Below are 17,131 nucleotides of genomic sequence, written 5' to 3' on the forward strand. Positions count from 1 at the left end.
GCGGCCAGCCGTCGGCGACTCCGCCTGTGGCCTTCAATGGAAATCCCGCGAGCCGGGCAGGATGCGCACGTCGCGCGGGTGGCGGTGCGAGGGATGGCGCGGCGGTTGCGGGTGGGCGACGACGTCGGCGCGGGCCAGTTGCACCTCGGTCTCGTGATCCTCGGACAGGCGCGCCAGTTCGGCGGTGCGGTCGATGACGCGGCGGGCGACGACGTGGACGACCTGTTCGGGGCTTTTCTCGATCACGCCCTCGACCTCCATCAGGCGTGCGCTCATGACCTCGCGACGGAACTTCTCGAACATCCGCGCCCACAAAACGACGTTGGTGATGCCGGTCTCGTCTTCCAGCGTCACGAAGATGGCGTTACCCTTGCCCGGCCGCTGGCGCACCAGCACCACCCCCGCGACCCGCACGTTTGAGCCGCCGCGCAGGCTTTCCGTCTCGGCGCAGGTCCGCACCCGCTCGGCGGCGAAGAGGGGGCGTAGAATGTGCATCGGATGGGCCTTCAGCGACAGGCGCGTCGTCTGATAGTCGGCGGCGACGTGCTCGCCCAGCCGCATCTGCGGCAGGTTGGCGTCGGGCTCGGCGCCCAGTTCGCGGGCGCCCCGCTCGCGCGCCTCGGCGGCGGCGAACAGAGGCAGGGCGTCGTCGTCGGGCAGCCGTCGCGTCGCCCACAGCGCCTCGCGTCGGTCCAGCCCCAGCGAGCGGAAGGCGTCGGCGTCGGCCAGCTTGCGCATCGCCGCGGCGGGCAGGGCCGCGCGTCGGGCCAGGGTCTCCACATCGACGAAGGGGGCGTCGGCCCGCGCGGCGGACAGGCGCGCCGCCCAGTCTTCCCTGAACCCGTCGATCTGGCGCAGGCCCAGGCGCAGGGCCGGTTCGCCCGCCGTCGGCTCCAGGCCGTTGTCCCAGTCGCTGTGCGAGACGTCGATGGGGCGTACCTCGACGCCGCCGATCTCGTGGGCTTCCCGCACGATCTGGGCGGGGGCGTAGAAGCCCATCGGCTGGCTGTTCAGAAGAGCGCAGGCGAAGGCGGCGGGGTGATGCCGCTTGATCCACGAGGAGACGTAAACCAGCTGCGCGAAACTGGCCGCGTGACTCTCAGGGAAGCCGTAGGAGCCGAAGCCTTTGATCTGCTCGAAGCAGCGCTTGGCGAAGTCGGCGTCATAGCCGCGCGCGATCATTCGCCCCACCATGCGCGTCTCATAGCTGTGCAGGCTGCCGTCGCCCCTGAAAGTGCCCATGGCCTTGCGCAGGCCGTTGGCCTCGGCGTCGGTGAACTCCGCAGCGACGATGGCCAGCCTCATCGCCTGTTCCTGGAACAGGGGGACGCCAAGGGTCTTCTCCAGCACCTGTTCCAGTTCATCGGGCGGGCCGTGCTCGGGCGAAGGCGAGGAATAGACGACCTCCTCCTCCTTGTTTCGACGACGCAGATAGGGGTGGACCATGTCGCCCTGGATCGGCCCGGGGCGGACGATGGCGACCTGGATGACAAGGTCATAGAGGCGGCGGGGCCGTAAGCGAGGCAGCATGTTGATCTGCGCCCGGCTCTCCACCTGAAACACGCCGATGGACTGACCCCGGCACAGCATGTCGTAAACCTCGGAATCGCCCTGAGGCACCGAGGCCAGGTCCTGCTCCACCTCCTGATGCCTCTTCATCAGGTCGAACGCCTTGCGGATACAGGTCAGCATGCCCAGCGCCAGAACGTCGACCTTCATCAGGCGCAGGGCGTCGATGTCGTCCTTGTCCCATTCGATGAAGGTGCGGTCCGGCATGGCGGCGTTGCCGATGGGGACCATCTCGTCCAGCCGATCCTGGGTCAGGATGAAGCCGCCGACGTGCTGGCTGAGATGGCGCGGAAAATTCAGCAGGCGCGAGGCCATCTCGACGGCGCGGCCGATCATGGGATTGGCGGCGTCCAGTCCAGCCTGGGCGACGTGGCGGTCGCCGATCTCGGTTCCCCAACTGCCCCAGTGGCTGGAGGCCAGACGCGCGGTGACGTCCTCGGTCAGGCCCAGGACCTTGCCGACCTCGCGAATGGCGCTGCGGGGACGGAAATGGATGACGGTGGCGGCTATGCCCGCGCGGTGGCGGCCATAACGCTCATAGATGTGCTGAATGATCTCCTCGCGCCGCTCGTGCTCGAAGTCGACGTCGATGTCGGGCGGCTCGTCCCGGTCTTCGGACAGGAAGCGCTCGAACAGCAGGTCGGATTCCGCCGGATCCACGGAGGTGATGCACAGGACGTAGCAGACCGCCGAGTTCGCCGCCGATCCTCGCCCCTGACACAGGATGCGTCTGTTCCTCGCCACGCGGACGATGTCGTAGATGGTCAGGAAATAAGGCGCGATCTTCTTGCGGGCGATAAAGGTCAGTTCCTTGTCCAGCAGGGCCTGAACCTTGGCGGGAACGCCGTCCGGGTAGCGCATGGAGGCGTGGCGGCGGGTCAGGTCTTCGAGCCAGGCCTGAGGGCTCCAGCCGGGCGGGATCGGCTCTTCCGGGTATTGGTAGCTGAGATCGGCCAGGTCGAACGTCGCGCGCGCCAGGAAGGCGGTCGTCTCGGCCACGGCCTCGGGCGCGTCCCTGAACAGGCGAGCCATCTCGGCGGGGGGCTTCAGCCAGCGTTCGCCGTTGGACGCCAGGCGACGTCCGGCGGCCTCGATGGTCGTTCCCTCGCGGATGCAGGTCAGGACGTCCTGAAGGTCGCGGTCCTGGGGCAAGGCGTAGAGGACGTCGTTGATGGACAGAAGCGGGACGTCCGCCTGCGCCGCCAGGACCTTCAGCCGCGCCAGGCGGCGCCGGTCGTCGCCGCGCCTCAGCATGGCGGCGCCCAGCCAGACGGCGCCCGGCGCGGCGTCCGCGAGGCGGGTCAATGTCGCCTCCAGCCCTTCCAGCCGTTCCGGCGGGATGACGATCAGCAGCAGGCCCTCGGGGTCGGCCAGCAGGTCGCGCAGGCCGATCTCACATTCCCCCTTTCTCGCCCGGCGATTGCCCAGGGTCAGAAGTCGCGTCAGCCGGCCCCAGCCTGCGCGCGTTTCCGGATAGGCGACGATGTCGGGCGTCCCGTCGTTGAAACCCAGGCGCGCCCCGGTCAGCAGGCGGAAGTCCGCCGCGCGGCGCTTCACCTCGTCCGACAGGGCGGGGTCGTTGAGCGGGTCGTCGATGTAGGCGATTTCGCCGGGACTGCCGCCGTCGCGCATCTTTTCCGGCGGAGCCAGGCCCTCGGCGCGCAGGGTCTTCAACGCGCTCCAGGCCCGCACCACGCCCGCCACGGTGTTGCGATCCGCCAGCCCCAGGCCCGCATGGCCGCGCAGGATCGCCGTCAGCACCAGATCCTTGGGGTGGGAGGCGCCGCGCAGGAAGGAGAAGTTGCTGGCCGCCGCCAGTTCCGCATAGTCGCCGCGCGGATTCAGGGCGCTCATGCGAACAGGCCGTGGATGAACCAGCGCGGTTCGTCCGTCTCGCCGTAGAGGCCCTGGCGGAACAGCCAGAAGCGGCGGCCCTGGCGGTCCTCGACGCGGTAGTAGTCGCGCGTCTTCTGATCCGGCGCGCGCCACCATTCCCCGGCGATGCGTTCCGGCCCTTCCGCCAGGACGACGCGGTGCGACACCCGGCGCCAGCGAAACTGGAAAGGGCGGCCGTCGGGGGCTTCGGCCAGGGTCTCGACCGGCTGGGGCGGGTTGAACAGGTGCAGGGGACGCAGCGGCGGGTCCTCGGGCGACGGGGCGGGCCAATCCGCGCCGTCGGCCGGGGCGGAAGCGGGAACCGTCCGGGCCGCCCGCTCGGGCAGGTGCGAGCCCAGGGGTTGGAACCGCAGCACCGCCTCGGGTCCCAGCCGCGCCGTCAGCCGGTCGATCAGCCGATTCAAATCCTCGTCGCCGGGGGGCTCGCCCGCCAGTCCGGTCTGGGCGGGGGCGAGGCGCTCGACCACGGGCACGGCCATCCGCATCTGGTCGAAGCCGAAGCCGGGCTCCAGGGGCGTCTCCAGCGCCGCCAGCCGTTCGCGGAACAGGCGCAGGATCGCGCCCGCGTCGCGCGTGGGCCGCCCCGTCCGCACCGTGATGCGCCTTGTTGCGCCGTCGATACGATAGAAGCCGGCCTGAAAGGCGCGGCCGCCCTGGCTGGCTTGATCCAGCTGGTCGGCGGCGTCCGCCAGCAGATCCGACAACACGCGCTCCACGTCTTCAGGGGCCGAGATCGGCTCGAAGAAGACGCGGTCGACGATGATGGGGGCGGGCGGACGGTGCGGGGTGATGCGCACGTCCTCATCGCCCAGGAGGCGCGCCAGCCGGGCGGGAAAGTCGATCCCGAAACGGGCGGCCAGGGGCGCGCGGGGCCGGTCGTCCAGATCGCCCAGCCGTTTCAGCCCCGCGCGACGCAGAGCCTGTTCGTCCTTCTCCGCCAACTCCAGCGCCGCGACCGGCAGGCGACGCAGGGCGGGGCGGGCGACGTCCCTGTCGAACACCCCGCCGGGGCCGAAACGGGCCAGGGCGCGCGCCGCCTGGGGCGTGTCCGCCAGGGCGCAGCGGACCTGGAGACCGGCGCGCCCCGCGCGCGCCTGGGCGGCGCGCATCAGCCCGGCCTCGCCGCCGAACAGATGGGCGCAGCCGGTCACGTCCAGCATCAGGCCGTGCGGCGGATCGAGCGCGACCATGGGGCTGAAGCGGCCGAAATCCTCCAGGGCGGCGGCCAGCAGGGCGTCGTCCGCTCGCGGCCGGTGGACGATGGTGCGTAGCACGGGCGTGCGCGCTCGCGCGTCGGCCAGGGTCATGCCGGGCGAAAGGCCCGCCCGCGCCGCCCCCGGGTCGATCGCCGCCAGCCGCAGCGCGCCCTTGATCTTCTCGACCAGGACGACGGGCGGACGCGGATCGGGCGGGACCGCGTCAGGCGGCGCGGCCGTGTCCTGTCTCAGTCGTTCTCGCTCCAGCCGGTCGCTGGGCAGCCAAGGGAACCAGATCGCCAGATAGCGGCGCCGGTTCGACGAAGGATTGCCGTTCACGGTCCCACTCCATGATCCAGGTTCGAGGGGCGGCCCCGCCGCGATGCCGCAGCAGGGTGACGGAAAAAGCCGGCCGGCCTGGCGCATCGGCTTCGAGCGGGCGGGAGGGGGCTGCCCGTACGGACCAGCGTGTTTCGGCCGCGCTGGGCGCCGGCTCGGCGCTCGCCCGGATCAGGAAGAGGGTTCCTCCGCCGGTCTGGGCCGCCAGGACCAGGCGGCGGCTGGCGGTCAGCGACATCGCCCTGGCCTCGCCCCAGGCGCTCAAGACCACGGCGCCGACGGCGGGGCTGCGCAGCGCGTCTTCACCGACGGCCAGCAAGGTCTGAACGTCCCGCGCCCGCACCAGCATCAGATCACGCGGCGACAGCCCCATCTGGAGCAGGCCGGGCGCATAGGGGCGGCCAGCCTCCTGCGCCATCATCTCATGCAGACCCCAGACAATGGGTCGTCCCTTCGCCGCCTGCAGCGCCAGCCCCAGCCCGAAGGCGTTGACGGCCACGGCGTCGGCGGGGGCGGCGGCGTAGAGATCGTGCACGACTCCGACGGCCAGCGGCGTGAAGGTATCGCCGCCGCCCCCGGCTTGGGTTTGGGGCAAGGCGTGACGGCCACGAGACGGATCTAGCGCCTCCAGTCGGGCCTTCAACGCCGTCAAGGCGTCAGCTTGCGAACAAATGTTCCTCATTTGTTCTATATGCGCTCTCGACCGCTGAGGGAGTCAAGCGGAGCCGCGACCGTTCGGCGAAAAATACGCCAAACGCCCCGGGAAGCCGGTTGGCGCAGCCCGTCAGGCGACACCGATCAAGCGATCGATTATCTCTTCGGGGCGTCGCCCGCCGGAAAGGGCCGGCGGGGAGGGAGTGCGCCGTGTTCGAGACTCAGCCGACGGTCGTCGATGAGGTGGTGGTGACGGCGGCGCGCCTGCCGCCCGCGGCGGGCGAGGCGGCCTTTTCGGTGATCCGGCTGGACGGGGAAACGCTGGACCGTTCGGCGCGCCTCGACGAGGCGCTGGCCGGCGTTCCGGCGGTGTCGCTGTTCCGGCGCACGTCCAGCCTGTCGGCCAATCCGACGACCCAGGGAATCTCGCTGCGGGCCATCGCGCCGTCGGGGGCGGGGCGGACGCTGGTGACGCTGGACGGCGTGCCGCTGAACGATCCCTTCGGCGGCTGGGTCCTGTGGTCGCAACTGCCGACCGAGGCGCTGGAGAGCCTGGACATCGTGCGGGGGGCGGGCGCCGGGCCTTACGGCGCGGGGGCCCTGACGGGGGTGATCCAACTGCGCGAGCGCGAGCGCGGCGGGGTGCTGGACGCCTCGATCGCCGAGCGCGGCGGGGCGCGGTTGGCGGGATCGGGCGGGATCGACGCCGGACGGATGCGGCTGACCGGCTCCGCCCTCTACGAGACCAGCGACGGCTATGTTCCCGTGCGCGGCGCGGTGGCGGGTAAGGCGGACACGCCGCTCGATCTCGAGACCCGGGCGGCGGCGCTGCGGCTGGATGCTCCGCTCGGCGAGGCTCGTCTGTCCCTGCGCGCCTCGGCCTATGACGAGGAGCGCGGCTCGGGCCTGTCGGGCGCGCGCTCCAGCGCCCGCGGCCATCTGCTGTCGGCCACGGCGGCGCGGCGGCCGGAAGAAGGCGCCTATGGCTGGCGGTTGCAGGTCTGGCGGCGCGAAAGCGATTTCGCCAACAGTTCGGTCGCCGTGGCGGCGGACCGCAGCACGACCACGCCCGCCAATGATCAGCATGGGACCCCAGCGACCGGCTGGGGCGTCAACGCCGCCCTGCGCCGGGCCTCGCGCGACGTCGCGGGCGGGCGGCTGGAAGGGGAGCTGGGCGCCGACGCCCGCTTCAACGAGGGCGAGACCCGCGAACGCTTCCGCTTCATGGGCGGCGCCTTCACCCGCGACCGGACCGCGGGGGGCGAGACCTCGGTCGCGGGCCTCTACGGCGAGGCGTCGTGGAGCGACGCCCGGTGGCTGGTGGCAGGGGGCTTGCGTCTGGACGGCTGGCGCAATGAGAACGGCCGCCGCCGGGAGCGCGACCGGGCCAATGGGGCCGCAACCCTGGATGAGACCGACCCCGACCGCTCGGGCGAGGTGGTCAGCGCCCGCCTGGCGGCGCGGCGCATGGTCGGCGCCGGCTGGGCGGCGCGGGCGGCGGCCTATTCCGGCTTTCGGCCCGCCACGCTGAATGAGCTGCACCGTCCGTTCCGTGTCGGCAACGATCTGACGGAGGCGAACGCCGCCCTGGTCCCCGAGACGCTGCAGGGCGTGGAGACGGGCCTGGCCTATGAGGACGCGGTTTCGGCCTTCGGCGCGACCCTGTTCTGGAACCGGATCGAGGACGCCATCGTCAATGTGACCATCGGCGAAGGGCCGGGAACCTTCCCGCGCGCGGGCTTCGTCCCCGCCGGCGGCGTGCTGCGCCAGCGCCGCAACGCCGGCGTCATAGAGGCCAGGGGAATAGAGCTGGCGGCGCGTCAGACCTTGGGAGGCGGCCTGGCGCTGAACGGCGCCGTGTCGATCACCGACGCTCGCATGGACGGTGGTTCGGCCGCGCCGCAACTGACCGGTCTGCGCCCGGCCCAGGCGCCGATCTGGAGCGCGACAGCGGGCGTGGACTGGCGCGCCAGCGACCGCCTGACCCTGGCCGCTCAGGCCCGCTATGAGAGCAAGAGGTTCGACGACGACCTGAACAGCCGCGTCCTGGGCGCCGCGGTCACGCTCGATGCGCGCGCGGAATGGCGCGCGACGCCCGCCACTGTCGTCTGGCTCGCCGCCGACAACCTGTTCGACGCGGCGGTCGAGGTGTCCGAAACCGCAACCGGCGTCGCCGGCTATGGCCCTCCGCGCACCCTGAGGCTTGGACTGCGCCGGACCTATTGAGGCGCCGAAGGGCGGGACGGCGGCGCTCAGGGGCGGGGGTAGAGGCGCGCGCGATCAGCGGCGAGCGTCACCTGGATGGCCTCGCCGACGGCCGGGGCCGGATCCGTCGTGCGCAGTCTCAGCGTCTGGCCGTCGGCCTGGACCTTGATCTCGATGAAGGGGCCGCCGAAGGCCACGGCGGCGACGCGCGCGGGGACGCCGTCGATCGAGATCCGGACGTCGCCGGGGCGGATCATGGCCCAGGCGGGGCCGTCGGGCGCGTCCGGGGCGGGCAGGGCGCCGAAGGCCGTGGTCGCCACGCCTGATCGCACCTCGGCCGCCAGAAGTTCGGTCTCGCCCAGCAGGCGGGCGGCGGCGGGCGAGACGGGCCGCAGATAGGCGTCGTCGGGCGCCCCGGTCTGCAGGATGCGGCCCTTGTCCATCAGCGCCAGGTCGTCGGCCATCAGCAGGGCCTCCTCGGCGTCGTGGGTGACCATCAAGACGGCGGCGTCGGCGGCGCGCAGGGCCCCCATGAGCGTCTGGCGCACCTCGGACTTCAGATGGCGGTCCAGGCCCGAGAAGGGCTCGTCCAGCAGGACGGTGTGCGGTCTCCGGGCCAGGGCGCGCACCAGGGCCACGCGCTGCTGCTCGCCGCCCGACAGCATGTGCGGCCAGGCGTCGGCCCGGTCGGCCAGATGCACGGTGTCCAGCCACTCCAGCGCCGTGCGGCGGCGCTCGGCGCGCGGCCGGTCCTTCAGGCCGAAGGCGACGTTGTCGGCGACGCTGAGGTGCGGGAACAGGGCGTAGTCCTGGAACACCAGGCCGACGCCGCGCGTCTCGGGCGGGGTCGCGCGGGTCGCGTCGGCCAGCAGGCGGCCCTCGGCGTGGATGGTTCCGCCGTCCATCGGCTCCAGCCCGGCGATCATCCGTAGCAGGGTGCTCTTGCCGCAGCCCGACGGGCCGAGCAGGGCGGTGATGCGCCCCGCGTGCAGGTCCAGGTCGACGCCGTCGACGGCCAGGCGGGCGCCGAAGCGGCGGGTGGCGCCGCGAACGGTCAGGGCCGGGGCGTTTCCGGTGGCGGTCATTGCGAAGCTCCGGGGCGGGAGGCGGCGATCTTGCGCGTCAGCCAGATCACGCCGGGCAGGGCCAGGGCGATGATCATCAGCGCGGGCCAGCCTGCCTGCGGCAGTCGCTCGTCGCCGGCGTAGTTGGAGGCCAGAACCGCCAGGGTGTCGAAGTCGAAGGGCCGCAGGATCAGGGTGGCCGGCAGCTCCTTCAGCACGTCGATGAAGACGATCAGGGCGGCGGTCAGCAGGGCGCCGCGCGCGATGGGCAGCTGGATCGCCAGGGCGGCGCCGGTCTCGCTGCGGCCCAGGTTGCGGGCGGCGCCGATCATGGCGGGGGTGACCTTGGCGAAGCCGGCTTCGATGGGCTCGAGCGCCGCCGCCATCAGGCGCGCGGCATAGGCGTAGGTCAGCAGGGCCACCCCGACGACCAGGCCTGAACTGGAGCCCGGCGACAGCCGCCACAGCACGGCGGCCGGCGCCAGCAGGCCGATGGCCATGACGGCGCCCGGCGTCGCATAGCCCAGGCTGGCGATCCGCGCCGTCACCGGCAGCCGCGTCGCGCCCAACGCCAGCAGGGTGGCCAGGATCACGGTGGCGCCCGCGCCCAGCGCGCCCATGCCCAGCGTCCGTCCCGCCGCCGCCAGAAGCCGCGACCAGCCGGGCGTGACCTCCAGCGACCGCAGCAGCAGGAAGCCGACCGGCAGGATCAGGGCCAGGGTCAGGAGGGTCAGGCAGAATCCGGTGGCCGCCACGGCGCGCCAGCCGGTCAGGGCCTCGGCCTGCAACGGGCGATAGCGGGCGTGGGCGCTCTCATAGCCTCGGCCCCTGCGGCCCCAGCGCTCGAGCCACAGCAGCACCGCCGCCGTCGCCAGCAGGGGCAGGGCAAAGCGTGCCGCCGAGGCCGGCGAGCCATAGACCGACCAGGCTCGCACCACGCCCGTGGTCAGGGTCTGGACGCTGAGGAATTGCACCGCGCCATAGTCGGCCAGGGTCTCCATCACGGCCAGGGCCATGCCCGCCGCCAGGGCCGGGCGGGCCAGGGGCAGGGCGACCTGGACGAAGGCCTGGCGGGCCGAACAGCCTAGGGTGCGCGCGGCCTCCAGGGGATGCACCGACTGGTTGAGGAAGGCCGCCCGCATGGCCAGGAAGACGTAAGGGTAGAAGGCGCAGCTCAGGACGAAGATCGCCCCCGGCGCCGACCGCATCTGGATCGGCAGGTCCCAGCCGAACCCGGCCCGCATCCCCATCCGCAGGGGCCCCGCCACGTCGAACAACTGGGCGTAGGCGTAGGCCAGGGCGAAGGCGGGCGCCGCCAGCGGCAGGGCCAGGGCCCAGGCGAAGACGTCCCGCCCCGGAAACCGATGCATGGCCGTCAGCCAGGCGGCCAGGGAGCCGACGACCGCCGTCGCCGCCGCCACGCCCAGGGCCAGAGCGCCCGAGGTCAGGGCGTAGCGCGCCACGTCCTTGCCGGCGATATCGGCCAGGCCCGGCTGCATCGCCGCCCAGACCACGCCCGCCAGCGGCGCCAGGGCGACCACGGCCGCGCCGAGGGCCATGAGGCGCAACGGCGAAGGCCCGCCGCGACGCGCACGGCGGGCCTTCTGATCCTGGCTGGCCGGGATCGTGGTTATCGCCAGCCCGCCGCGCTGATCATCGACTGGGCCTGAGCTTGATGCACGCCATAGCGGGCGACGGACATCGGGTTGGCCTTGAAGTCGGCGTAGGGGGCGACCGCGGGGGAAGGGGCGGCGTCGGCCACGGCCGGGTATTCATAGTTGTATTGCGAGACGATGGCCTGGGCTTCCGGCGAGGCCAGGAACTCCAGGAACTTCACCGCGTTCGCGCGGTTCGGCGCATGGGCCGCCAGGCCGCCGCCCGAGATGTTGACGTGCGAGCCCTGGCCGTCCAGCGACGGGAAGCCCAGCTTCAGCTTCTCGGCGATCTGGCGGTCGCCGGCGTCGTCGCCGGCGGCCATGCGGATGAAGTAGTAGCTGTTGGTCAGGGCCACTTCGCAGACCCCCGCCGCCACGGCGCGGATCTGGTCGCGGTCGCCGCCTTCGGGCGGGCGGGCCATGTTGGCGACGACGCCTTCGACCCACTGCTTGGCGCGCTCCGGCCCCCAGGCCTCGATCAGGGCGCCGACCAGCGACAGGTTGTAGACGTTGTCGCCCGAGCGGACGCACAGCTTGCCCTTGAAGCGCGGCGCAGCCAGCTTGGCGTAGTCGTCGATCTCTTCCGGCTTCACCTTGGCGGGGTCGTAGGCGACCACGCGGGCGCGGCGCGAGAAGCCGAACCACTGGCCGTCCGGGGCGCGCAGATTGGCGGGGATGAGGCGGTCCAGCGCGTCCGAGGCGGCGGGCTGGAACAGCCCCGCGTCCTGGGCGCGCCACAGGGCGCCGGCATCGGCGGCGATGAAGACGTCGGCGGGGCTGTTGGCGCCCTCGGCCTTCATGCGGGCGATCAGTTCGTCGGGCTTGCCCTCGATGCGCTTGACCTCGATGCCGGTCTTCTGGGCGAACAGGTCATAGAGCTTCTGGTCGGCGTCGTAGTGGCGCGCGGTGTAGAGGTTCAGCACGCCGCCCTGGCCGGCCTTGTCGGCGGCGGCGTCCTTCTGGCCGCAGGCGGCGAGCGCCAGGGCGCCCAGGGCGACGGCGGCGAGTGTGACGAGGCGACGGCTCATGCGGCTCTCCTGATGACGACAGGTTTGGCGGTAGCGGTCTTGAGAATGTTTCTCAATGGCTGAGCGCCAGGCGCGACCTCTCGCCGCAGCGGCCTCATTTCCACTCATCCCGGCGGACGCCGGGATGAGTGGAACGGTGGGCAGCCCTGCGCCTCAGAACCAGGCCGTGATCCCGACCACCAGCCGGGCGCCGTCCGCATCCTCGCCGCGAGCCCGTGCGTAGTCCGCCGTGTCGCCGAACGCCCGGCGCCATTCGACGCCGACATAGGGGGCGAACTCCTTGCGGATCTCATAGCGCAGCCGCAGGGCGGCGGTCGCCGCGACCAGGCCCGCGCCGGTTTCCCGTTCGGGGATGTCGCTGGCCGCCAGGTCCAGGCTGAAGGCGGGCTGCAGGATCAGCGTCTGGGTGATCCTCTGGTCGTATTCGGCGCTGACGCGGGCGGTCAGGTCGCCCTCGGTCGACAGGAAGGCGGCGGCGTCCACCTCCCACCAGTGCGGAGCCACGCCCTGGACGCCCAGAACCAGATGGGTCGCGTCGTCGCGGCCCCGGTTGAAGTCGTGGCGCACCCCGGCCTGCACGTCCCAGAAGGGCGCGACGGCGCGGCTGTACAGGGCCTGCACCTCGACGCCGTGCAGGCCGTCGTCGACGTCGCCTTCGCCCTCGGTCTTCCACCAGAAGCGGTTGATGTCGCCGCCGGTCCAGCCCTGGACGTCCCAGCCGTAGGTCTCGGCCCTGTCGCCGAAGCCCGCCTCGACGTGGTCGACGATGACGGCGGTAGCGCGCACGTTGCCGTTCTCGCGCAGCAGCTGGCGACGCGACCCGGCCATGGCCTCGGCGCCGAACAGGCTGTCCGCCGCATGGGCCGGGCCGGAGAGGGCGCCGGGGGGCGGTCCCGCGACGGGGATGGCGGCTGGGGCGCTCGCGGCCTGATGACCGGCATGGGCGTCGTGATCCGCGGGAGCGCCCATGTCGTGGCCGGCGTGAGGATCGACGGGCGCCGTCTGCATCGCGTCCATGTCGTGGCCGGCATGAGGATCAGCAGCGGGCGCCGCGGCCGGAGCCGTCGACATGTTGCCCATGTCATGGCCCGCGTGGGGATCGGCCGTCGATGCGCCGGGCATGGAGCAGTCATGGGCCGCGCCGCCGTCGGCGCATTTCGGGCAGGCGCAGGTCTTGGCCGTCGGCTGCGTCGTCGTCGTCTGAACGGCCGCAGCCGCGCCCATGTCGTGCCCCGCATGAGGGTCGGCGGCGCGCGTCTGGGCCGGAACCTTCGGCATCCCGTTCATGCCGTGACCGGCGTGCGGGTCGGCTCCCGCCGTCGGAGCCGGGCTCATATTGTGGCCCGCGTGGGGATCGGCGGCAGGCGCGACGGGGGCGCCGTGGCCTGCATGACCTCCGTGGCTCTGGGCGACGGCGGAACCGGCGGCCAGCATCAGGGGCAGGACCGCGACGGCGGCGAACAGGGCGCGGCTCATCGGGCGGCTCCGTCGAGGGGGCGGACGGTGACGACGTTGAACATCCCCGCGTGCATGTGCATCAGCATGTGGCAGTGGAAGGCCCAGTCGCCCGGCGCGTCGGCGGTCAGGTCGAAGCTGACCTTGCCGCCGGGGGCGACGTTGACCGTGTGCTTCATCGGCTGATGGCCGTCAGGCGCGCCGTTGACCAGCTGGAAGAAGTGGCCGTGCAGGTGGATGGGGTGGGCCATCATGGTGTCGTTGACCAGGGTCACGCGCACCCGCTCGTCCCGCTCGAAGCGGATCGGCTCGACGATCTCGGAGAATTTCCGCCCGTCGAAGCCCCACATGAAGCGCTCCATGTTGCCGGTCAGGTGGATTTCCAGCGCGCGCGACGGCGGCCGTTGGTCCCTGTTGGGCTCCAGAGAGACCAGATCGGTATAGACCAGCACCCGGTGTGGCGCGTCCTCCAGCCCCAGCGGCCGGTCGCCCAGCCGGTCGACCGGCATGGGGGCGATCATGTCGACGCCGACGCCCACCGCCATGCCCGGCGGGGCGAGGCTGCGGTCGCGCATGCTGTGGTCCATGCCGCCAGACTGATGGCTGCCGTGATCGGGCGCGGGCGCCGCGCCGTGGGCGGAGTGGTCCATGGCGCCGTGATCCATCGCGCCGTGATCGGCGGCGGCGCCGGCGGCCGGGCCGTGGCCCATGGCGGCGTGGTCCATCTCGCCCCCCATGCCCATGTCCTTCATGGTCAGGTTGGGGACGGCGCGCAGCGGCGGGACTTCAGCCGTCATGCCCAGGCGCGGGGCCAGGGTGGCGCGGGCCATGCCGGAACGGTCCATGGCTTCGGCCACGATGGTGTAGGCGCGGTCCTCGAGGGGGCGGACGATCAGGTCATAGGTCTCGGCCACCGAAATCTGCAGTTCATCGACCTCGACCGGGCGGACGTTCACGCCGTCGGCGTTGACCACGCTCATCGCCAGGCCCGGGATGCGCAGGTTGAAGATGGACATGGCCGAGGCGTTGATGACGCGCAGCCGCACCCGCTCGCCCGGCTGGAACAGCCCGGTCCAGTTCTCGTCCGGCCCATGCCCGTTGACCAGATAGGTGTAGGTCGAGCCGTTGACGTCGAGGATGTCGCGCGGGTCCATGCGCATCGCGCCCCACATGCGCCGCTCGGCCAGGTCCATGCGGTCCGACCCGTCGATCAGCCCGGCCAGCGTCGTCTTCTGGCGGTTGAAGTAGCCGGGGCTCTTCTTCAGCTTGTCCAGGATCTCGTGCGGATGCAGGAAGCTCCAGTCCGACAGGACCAGGACCTGCTCGCGATCATAGGCGACCGGATCGGCGCCCGCCGGGTCGATGATCATGGGGCCGAAGTGGCCGATGGCTTCCTGAAGCCCCGAATGGCTGTGATACCAGTAGGTGCCCGACTGGATCACCGGGAACTCATAGACGAAGGTCTGGCCGGGCTTGATGCCGGGGAAGCTGATGCCCGGCACGCCGTCCATCTGGAACGGCAGCAGGATGCCGTGCCAGTGGATCGAGGTGTCTTCGTCCAGATGGTTGGTCACGGACAGGCGGACATTCTGTCCCTCGCGCAGGCGGATCAGCGGCGCCGGGAGCGTGCCGTTGACGGTCACGGCGCGGCCGGTGCGGCCGCCCAGGGTGAAGTCGGAACGGCCCACCCTCAGCGCCACGTCCGGCCCGTGCAGCGTCGGCAGCGTCGGCGCCAGGCCCGGCGTGCCGCTGCGCGCCCAGGCGGGAACCAACCCTTGCGCCGCCAGCAGGCCCAGCCCCCCAGCCGCGCCGCGCAGAAGGCTTCTGCGGTCCGTCGCCGTCATCGTCATGCGTCGTCTCCCGTGAGATCAGGCGCGTTTTCTGAGGCTTCCCACAAGGGGAAGGTCAAGCTGCGCAGTTGTCGCGGGAAAGACGACCGTCAGACGTCGAGGTCGGCGACGGCGAACCGCGCGTTTTCCTGGATGAACTGATAGCGTGCCTCGGCCTTGCGGCCCATCAGGCGCTCGACCAGGTCCTCGATCTCTTCCTCGCTGTCGGGCAGGGAGACGCGCGCCAGGGTCCGCTTTTTCGGGTCCATCGTGGTCTCTTTAAGCTGAGAGGCCATCATCTCGCCCAGACCCTTGAACCGGCCGATCTCGGTCTTCTTGCCCTTGAAGACGGTGGCCAGCAGCTCGTCGCGGTGGGCGTCGTCGCGGGCGTATTCCGACAGCGGGCCCGCCGAAATCCGATAGAGCGGGGGCAGGGCCATATAGAGCCGCCCCTGGCGGATCAGGTCCGGCATGGAGCGATAGAAGAAGGTGATCAGCAGGGCCGCGATGTGGGCGCCGTCGACGTCGGCGTCGGTCATGATGACCACGCGCTCATAGCGCAGGTCGTCGACGCTGAAGCGGCTGCCCGCCTGGACGCCGAGGGCCAGCATCAGGTCGGTCAGCTCGATGTTCTGGCGCAGCTTATCCGCCGTGGCCGAGGCGACGTTCAGGATCTTGCCCCGCAGGGGCAGGATGGCCTGGGTGGTGCGGTCGCGCGCCTGCTTGGCCGAGCCGCCGGCCGAGTCGCCCTCGACGATGAACAGTTCGGTGCCCTCGGCGGCTTGCCGTGAGCAGTCCGACAGCTTGCCGGGCAGGCGCAGCTTGCGCGTGGCGGCGGCGCGCTGGACTTCCTTGTCCTTGCGGCGTCGCAGGCGGTCCTCGGCGCGGTCGACGACGAAGCCGAGCAGGGCGTTGGCCTGTTTCGGGCTTTCGGTCAGCCAGTGGTCGAAGGGGTCGCGCAGCAGTTGCTCGGCCAGGCGCGCGCCCTCGGGCGAGGACAGGCGGTCCTTGGTCTGACCCTGGAACTCGGGATTGCGGATGAAGATGGAGATCAGGGCGCCGGCGTTGGCGATGACGTCTTCCGCCGTGATCTGGGCGGCGCGCTTCTCGTTGATCAGCTCGCCATAGGCCTTCAGCCCCTTGACCAGGGCGGCGCGGAAGCCGGCCTCATGCGTGCCGCCGTCGGGGGTCGAGACGGTGTTGCAGTAGGAGGCGACGAAGCTGTCGACGTCGCCGAAGCCGATCGGCGACCAGGTGACGGCCCATTCCAGGGCGCCGGCCTCGCCCTTGCGCTCGACGCGCCCGGCGAAGACGGGGGTGACCGTCTCGATCTCGCCCACGCGCTCGGCCAGGGCGTCGGCTAGGCCGCCGGGGAAGTGCAGCGTCGCCTGGGCGGGGGTCTGGTCGGTGATGCGTTCGGGCGCGCAGGTCCAGCGGATTTCGACGCCGCGGAACAGATAGGCCTTGGCCCGCGTCATGCGGAACAGGCGGGCGGGCTTGAAGGTCGCGCCGACGCCGAAGATCTGCTCGTCCGGCTTGAACCGGATCAAGGTGCCCTTCTTTCTGGACGGGCCGACCTGCTGGATCGGGCCCTGCACATGGCCGCGGCTGAAGGACTGGCGCCATTCGAAGCCGTCGCGCCACACCGTGACGTCCAGGCTCTCCGACAGGGCGTTGACGACCGAGACGCCGACGCCGTGCAGGCCGCCCGAGGTCTCATAGGCCTTGCCCGAGAATTTGCCGCCCGAGTGCAGCACCGTCATGACGACTTCCAGCGCCGACTTGCCCGGATGGCGCGGGTGCGGATCGACCGGGATGCCGCGCCCGTCGTCGCGCACCGACAGATAGCCCTCGGCGTCCAGGTCGACGGTGATCAGCTTGGCGTGCTTGGCCACCGCCTCGTCCATGGCGTTGTCCAGGACTTCGGCGAACAGGTGGTGCAGGGCGCGCTCGTCGGTGCCGCCGATGTACATGCCGGGGCGCTTGCGGACGGGCTCCAGCCCCTCCAGCACCTCGATCGAGGAGGCGGAGTATCCGGTGGCAGCCGCCGTCGCCGTGCTGGCGTGGGACGTCAGCTCGACCTTGGGATCATGCACGGGCGCGGCCGGGGCCGCGACCAGGGGCGCAGGCGCAGGCCTTGGCGCGAGAGCCGGCGCAGGAGCAGGGGCGGGCTTGGCCGGTTCGGCGTCGTCGAGCTTGGAAAACAGATCGTCCATCAGGGCAGTTTGCGGCGATTCGGGG

10 protein-coding genes are annotated in these 17,131 nt (G+C 71.6%); 1 reads left to right on the top strand and 9 read right to left on the bottom strand.

Annotated elements, in window-relative coordinates; genetic code table 11:
- Positions 1 to 33 precede the first annotated feature (33 nt).
- From D8I30_RS11125 to D8I30_RS11135, 3 genes are all read right to left on the bottom strand, one after another.
- Positions 34 to 3,423 (bottom strand): error-prone DNA polymerase, encoded by a 3,390-nt coding sequence (locus D8I30_RS11125; protein ID WP_121482806.1) that lies wholly within the window; start codon positions 3,421 to 3,423, stop codon positions 34 to 36.
- Positions 3,420 to 4,772: a DNA polymerase Y family protein gene (locus D8I30_RS11130; protein ID WP_430805157.1), complete on the bottom strand. Its 1,353-nt coding sequence runs from the start codon at positions 4,770 to 4,772 to the stop codon at positions 3,420 to 3,422. Before D8I30_RS11130 ends, D8I30_RS11125 begins: the two co-directional genes overlap by 4 nt.
- Before the next feature lie 112 nt (positions 4,773 to 4,884).
- Entirely contained in the window at positions 4,885 to 5,595 is a 711-nt protein-coding gene (locus D8I30_RS11135; RefSeq protein WP_240387221.1) for an ImuA family protein, read from the bottom strand.
- Between the two features lie 269 nt (positions 5,596 to 5,864).
- Here D8I30_RS11135 and D8I30_RS11140 point away from each other — a divergent pair, with 269 nt between their 5' ends.
- Positions 5,865 to 7,880 (top strand): TonB-dependent receptor, encoded by a 2,016-nt coding sequence (locus D8I30_RS11140; RefSeq protein WP_121482808.1) that lies wholly within the window; start codon positions 5,865 to 5,867, stop codon positions 7,878 to 7,880.
- Positions 7,881 to 7,906: 26 nt separating this feature from the next.
- Here D8I30_RS11140 and D8I30_RS11145 read toward each other — a convergent pair whose 3' ends face one another.
- From D8I30_RS11145 to D8I30_RS11170, 6 genes are all read right to left on the bottom strand, one after another.
- On the bottom strand, positions 7,907 to 8,944 hold the full coding sequence (locus tag D8I30_RS11145; protein WP_121482809.1) for an ABC transporter ATP-binding protein: 1,038 nt from the start codon (positions 8,942 to 8,944) through the stop codon (positions 7,907 to 7,909).
- A complete protein-coding gene (locus tag D8I30_RS11150; protein ID WP_240387393.1) occupies positions 8,941 to 10,482 on the bottom strand; it encodes an ABC transporter permease in 1,542 nt (513 codons plus the stop codon). Before D8I30_RS11150 ends, D8I30_RS11145 begins: the two co-directional genes overlap by 4 nt.
- A gap of 71 nt (positions 10,483 to 10,553) precedes the next feature.
- Positions 10,554 to 11,606 carry an extracellular solute-binding protein gene (locus D8I30_RS11155; protein WP_240387222.1) on the bottom strand — a complete coding sequence of 351 codons (1,053 nt, stop codon included), beginning with the start codon at positions 11,604 to 11,606 and terminating at the stop codon, positions 10,554 to 10,556.
- A gap of 153 nt (positions 11,607 to 11,759) precedes the next feature.
- Entirely contained in the window at positions 11,760 to 13,082 is a 1,323-nt protein-coding gene (locus D8I30_RS11160) for a copper resistance protein B (protein ID WP_121482812.1), read from the bottom strand.
- Positions 13,079 to 14,905, bottom strand: a complete 1,827-nt coding sequence (locus tag D8I30_RS11165) for a copper resistance system multicopper oxidase (RefSeq protein ID WP_430805158.1) — start codon at positions 14,903 to 14,905, stop codon at positions 13,079 to 13,081. Before D8I30_RS11165 ends, D8I30_RS11160 begins: the two co-directional genes overlap by 4 nt.
- A 95-nt stretch (positions 14,906 to 15,000) precedes the next feature.
- Positions 15,001 to 17,106 carry a DNA topoisomerase IV subunit B gene (locus D8I30_RS11170; RefSeq protein ID WP_121482814.1) on the bottom strand — a complete coding sequence of 702 codons (2,106 nt, stop codon included), beginning with the start codon at positions 17,104 to 17,106 and terminating at the stop codon, positions 15,001 to 15,003.
- Positions 17,107 to 17,131: the final 25 nt, after the last annotated feature.

Source organism: Brevundimonas naejangsanensis (genome assembly GCF_003627995.1).
Taxonomy (GTDB): domain Bacteria; phylum Pseudomonadota; class Alphaproteobacteria; order Caulobacterales; family Caulobacteraceae; genus Brevundimonas; species Brevundimonas naejangsanensis_B.

Bases quoted from the DNA above. Each gene is read 5' to 3' on its own strand.
- D8I30_RS11165 (WP_430805158.1), bottom strand. From the start codon at position 14,905: ATGACGGCGACGGACCGCAGAAGCCTTCTGCGCGGCGCGGCTGGGGGG.
- D8I30_RS11125 (WP_121482806.1), bottom strand. From the start codon at position 3,423: ATGAGCGCCCTGAATCCGCGCGGCGACTATGCGGAACTGGCGGCGGCC.
- D8I30_RS11155 (WP_240387222.1), bottom strand. From the start codon at position 11,606: ATGAGCCGTCGCCTCGTCACACTCGCCGCCGTCGCCCTGGGCGCCCTG.
- D8I30_RS11160 (WP_121482812.1), bottom strand. From the start codon at position 13,082: ATGAGCCGCGCCCTGTTCGCCGCCGTCGCGGTCCTGCCCCTGATGCTG.
- D8I30_RS11170 (WP_121482814.1), bottom strand. From the start codon at position 17,106: ATGGACGATCTGTTTTCCAAGCTCGACGACGCCGAACCGGCCAAGCCC.
- D8I30_RS11145 (WP_121482809.1), bottom strand. From the start codon at position 8,944: ATGACCGCCACCGGAAACGCCCCGGCCCTGACCGTTCGCGGCGCCACC.
- D8I30_RS11150 (WP_240387393.1), bottom strand. From the start codon at position 10,482: ATGGCCCTCGGCGCGGCCGTGGTCGCCCTGGCGCCGCTGGCGGGCGTG.
- D8I30_RS11130 (WP_430805157.1), bottom strand. From the start codon at position 4,772: ATGACCCTGGCCGACGCGCGAGCGCGCACGCCCGTGCTACGCACCATC.